The organism is Polynucleobacter sp. 35-46-11 (genome assembly GCF_002281105.1).
On the sequence record NZ_NCFJ01000276.1, the window covers coordinates 1 to 3,459 of the forward strand.

Consider the following 3,459-nt stretch of genomic DNA (forward strand, 5'->3'; position numbering starts at 1 on the left):
GGCAGTAATTATTAACCACTCAAGATACAGCTCGCCACTTTTTCGCTTATTCCAAATCTTTCCCTGCCAACCATCATTTTGATGTAAAGATTTTTTTATTGACGAATAAAATTCCTCATCATGATGCCCTGATTTAAGTAGGTTAGCCTTTTTACCAATAGCCTCTTCTGCCGCATAGCCAGTAATTTCCGTAAATGCCCCATTCACATTAATAATGTTCTGATTAGCGTCAGCAATCATGATTCCCTCTTGAGACTGAAATGCGACTGCTGCAATACTAAGTTTTTCTTCCGCCTGCTTACGCTCAACCTCCCCCCTTATTGCAGAAACCCCAAAAGACAAATTAGCCGCTAACTTTTCTAGCAACCCTTTTTCAGCATCACTAAATGCATCATTCTCAGATGCATAAATATTCAGCACCCCAAAGAATGTTGAAGAATTTTTTAAGGGTAAGCTGATGCTGGATAGATACCCACGTGCAAGGGCGGCAGATCGCCACGGGTGAGTCAATGGATTAATTTCAAAATTTTGGTTGACTTGTATTTTATGGCTCCTAACTGCTCTGCCAGCCGGCCCTTGACCCAAGTCACAATATTTTGACCAACTAAACTTCATTTCAGCTAAGTAGTCATTTTCAAATCCAAAGTGAGCAACGGGTTTAATTGTTAGCCCCAGGTCTTGTTGAGGCACACCAACCCATGCCATGTAATAGCCGCCACTTTCTACAATCACCTGACAAATCTTTTGCAATAGAGCGTTTTCATCCTCAACATGTATAAACTCTTCATTGCAAACACTAAGCGTAATAAATGCTCGATTTACCCTTGCTAGCGCAGTTTCTACCTCTTGATGACGAACACTCGCACTCCGTCGCCACCTCAGAATGAATGCCATCACCCAAGCGCTTATAAGCAAGATAGTAGAGAATGCGACTATTTGCATATAGGCACTTTTACGCCATGATTCAAAGACCGCTTGCAAACTGCGACTAACCTTAACCACTAGCGGCTGGTCGATATTTAATGCTTCTGGCTGAATATTTGTTAGAAAGACCATCCGCGCCTCACCCGTCAGCATACTTTCACCTATATACGTATTCGTAAGTAGCCTGCTATTTTTATGACGAGTAAAAAAAGTGTTTCTCATCGCTAAATTAATACCTGAGGATTTAACCCATTCGGGCTCAAAGTGCAAAAGTATTCCACTACCATGGATAATGGCGGAGCGAATATCAGACGTGTAGTGGACTGAACTTAAAAGTGTCGAGAAAAAATTAGGCGACAAATTTATCACGACCATACCCAAAAAATTTCCTTTTCGGTCCAATAGCGACTTGAAAAGGCTTATTGCTTGAGCCGGCTTACCGAGAATAGGGTGTGGGGCGCTAATATGAAGAATATTATCTTGAGGATGCTGAATTTCATTCTTAAAATATGCCTTCTTGGCAATGCTCTCGCCCACCAGACCCAGATCACTAGAGGCTAATATCACTCCTGAAGCATTCACTACGGAAATCGGCTGCATCAATCCCAGAAACGCATGATTTAACTCGACCAATTTAAGTTGATTGATTCTGTTTAATCCGCCTTCTTTTGAAATGGAAATATTTTTAATTACTCCATCAATAACGCGGCTAGCCATTTCTAATTGCGGCTCAATATTACGCCTTAAGGTTTCGACCTGCATGCCCAACCGGTCAATCTCTTGCTGCTCTACCAGTTGCAATCGCCATATGCATAACGATATTTTGACTAAATCCCAGATGATTAAAAACCAAAATCATTAAGGGGATCAGAATCATTCCTCCCCCTATACCTAGCAACCCCGATAAAAAACCCGAGATGGCACCACCTAACATTAATAGGGCAATATCACTTATGAACATTAAATTACCGAGTTAATAGAAAGGATGCGAAGAGGAGCATCTCCTCTTCGCAGAGATGGAACCGCCTACTAAGCTAATGCGCTTTCTGCAAATTTAGCAATACTTAGTAATTTAGCGTCATCCCCATAGCCTCCAATTAGCTGAATGCCCAGCGGTAATCCATTCTGGGATTTTTTTACTGGAATGGTGATTGATGGCACACCCAAATAACTCCATAAGGCACAAAAGATTGGATCACCAGTGGAGTCCAAGCTTTTTGGAGCCTCTCCACTGGCGGGAGCCATCAAGAATGCATCAAATTCTTGAAAATAAGCCCCAATGGTTGCGCGCAGTTTTTTCTGAAGAGATTTGGCAGCAATATAGGATGGAGCATTGTGCTGTAAGCCTCGCTTGACCAACTCTTTGATATGGACGCTCAATAACTCAGATGAATTATCAATATGACTCGCATGAATTTCAGCGGCCTCAGCTTCCATAATCAAATTCATGGACTGGATAGCGTCCCAATACTCTTTAGGCAAAGTCAGTTTCTGAGTAGTTGCCCCAGCATCCTCAAGTCTTTTTGCGGCAATTTGCAGCACCCCCTTCTGATCATCACTCATCATGTAGTCAATTGGTGTTTCGAGGAAGGCAATTTTTGGTCTATCAAATGATGGTAGAACTTTATTTACGTCAAAGAAGAGATCTGGGATAACAATTAAGTCTGGGTCTGATGAGTTACTATTTTTTAAGCAATTAAATGCATAGGCAGCATCATTGACTGAACGAGTAAAAAAGCCAATGTGATCCAATGAGTAAGAAAGAGGATGAGCCCCCTCTTTTGAGACTGCGCCGTAACTTGCCTTATAACCAATGACTCCGCAGTATGCGGCTGGACGAACAATAGAACCCTGGGTCTGAGAGCCAAGAGCAAGCGGAACGATACCCGCAGCAACGGCCGCTGCAGAGCCGCTGGAAGATCCCCCAGGGGTATGCTCTGAATTAAAAGGGTTTGTAGTTGGGCCAGGATTACGCCATGCAAATTCAGTTGTGACTGATTTGCCGAAGATGATACCGCCAAGACTTCGAATTTTTTCAACAATTGCAGCATCTTGGGTTGGCGTTACATCCTTGTAGATAGGTGATCCATTGGTAGTCGGGAGGTTAACCGTATTAATGATGTCTTTTACTGCCACCGGAATTCCTGATAGTAGGCCAGGCTTTATTGCACTCACCATAGAATCAACACTGGCCCTGCAGACAAAAGATTTTAGCGTTGGCTCGACCTCATCTGCTGCGGTAGAGCATTCCTTGATAAAGTCAACCGGATTCAGTTGTTGTGAGTCAATTAAGTTGCAAGCTTCAGTAAGGCCGATATTTTTTTTCATGTACGCGTCTCATTTTCAAAAGAATTGGGGCGAAAGTATTTCGCCCCGTATTTGAAGTTAAATAACTTTTACTTTAATTTCAAAGCATTTTGGATATAAGTTTCATTAATAAAATTCTCAAATACAGGCTGCTCTTTGAGGTTACCTAGAGCAATTTGAGTATCCATTGCAATTTTTAACGCAGCAGGTGTGATTTGGACGCTTTTC

3 protein-coding genes are annotated in these 3,459 nt (G+C 42.2%); all 3 read right to left on the bottom strand.

The genetic code is table 11. The features are described 5' to 3' along the window. The coding region (locus tag B7Y67_RS13385) for a GAF domain-containing protein (protein WP_293599079.1) at positions 1-1,641 on the bottom strand (1,641 nt) is incomplete at its 3' end. Positions 1,642-1,696: 55 nt separating this feature from the next. Beyond that, complete coding sequence (locus B7Y67_RS13390) at positions 1,697-1,885, bottom strand: hypothetical protein (RefSeq protein ID WP_293599080.1); 189 nt, start codon at positions 1,883-1,885, stop codon at positions 1,697-1,699. 68 nt (positions 1,886-1,953) lie between these two features. Beyond that, positions 1,954-3,252 carry an amidase gene (locus tag B7Y67_RS13395; protein ID WP_293599081.1) on the bottom strand — a complete coding sequence of 433 codons (1,299 nt, stop codon included), beginning with the start codon at positions 3,250-3,252 and terminating at the stop codon, positions 1,954-1,956. Positions 3,253-3,459: the final 207 nt, after the last annotated feature.

Bases quoted from the DNA above. Each gene is read 5' to 3' on its own strand.
- B7Y67_RS13390 (WP_293599080.1), bottom strand. From the start codon at position 1,885: ATGTTCATAAGTGATATTGCCCTATTAATGTTAGGTGGTGCCATCTCG.
- B7Y67_RS13395 (WP_293599081.1), bottom strand. From the start codon at position 3,252: ATGAAAAAAAATATCGGCCTTACTGAAGCTTGCAACTTAATTGACTCA.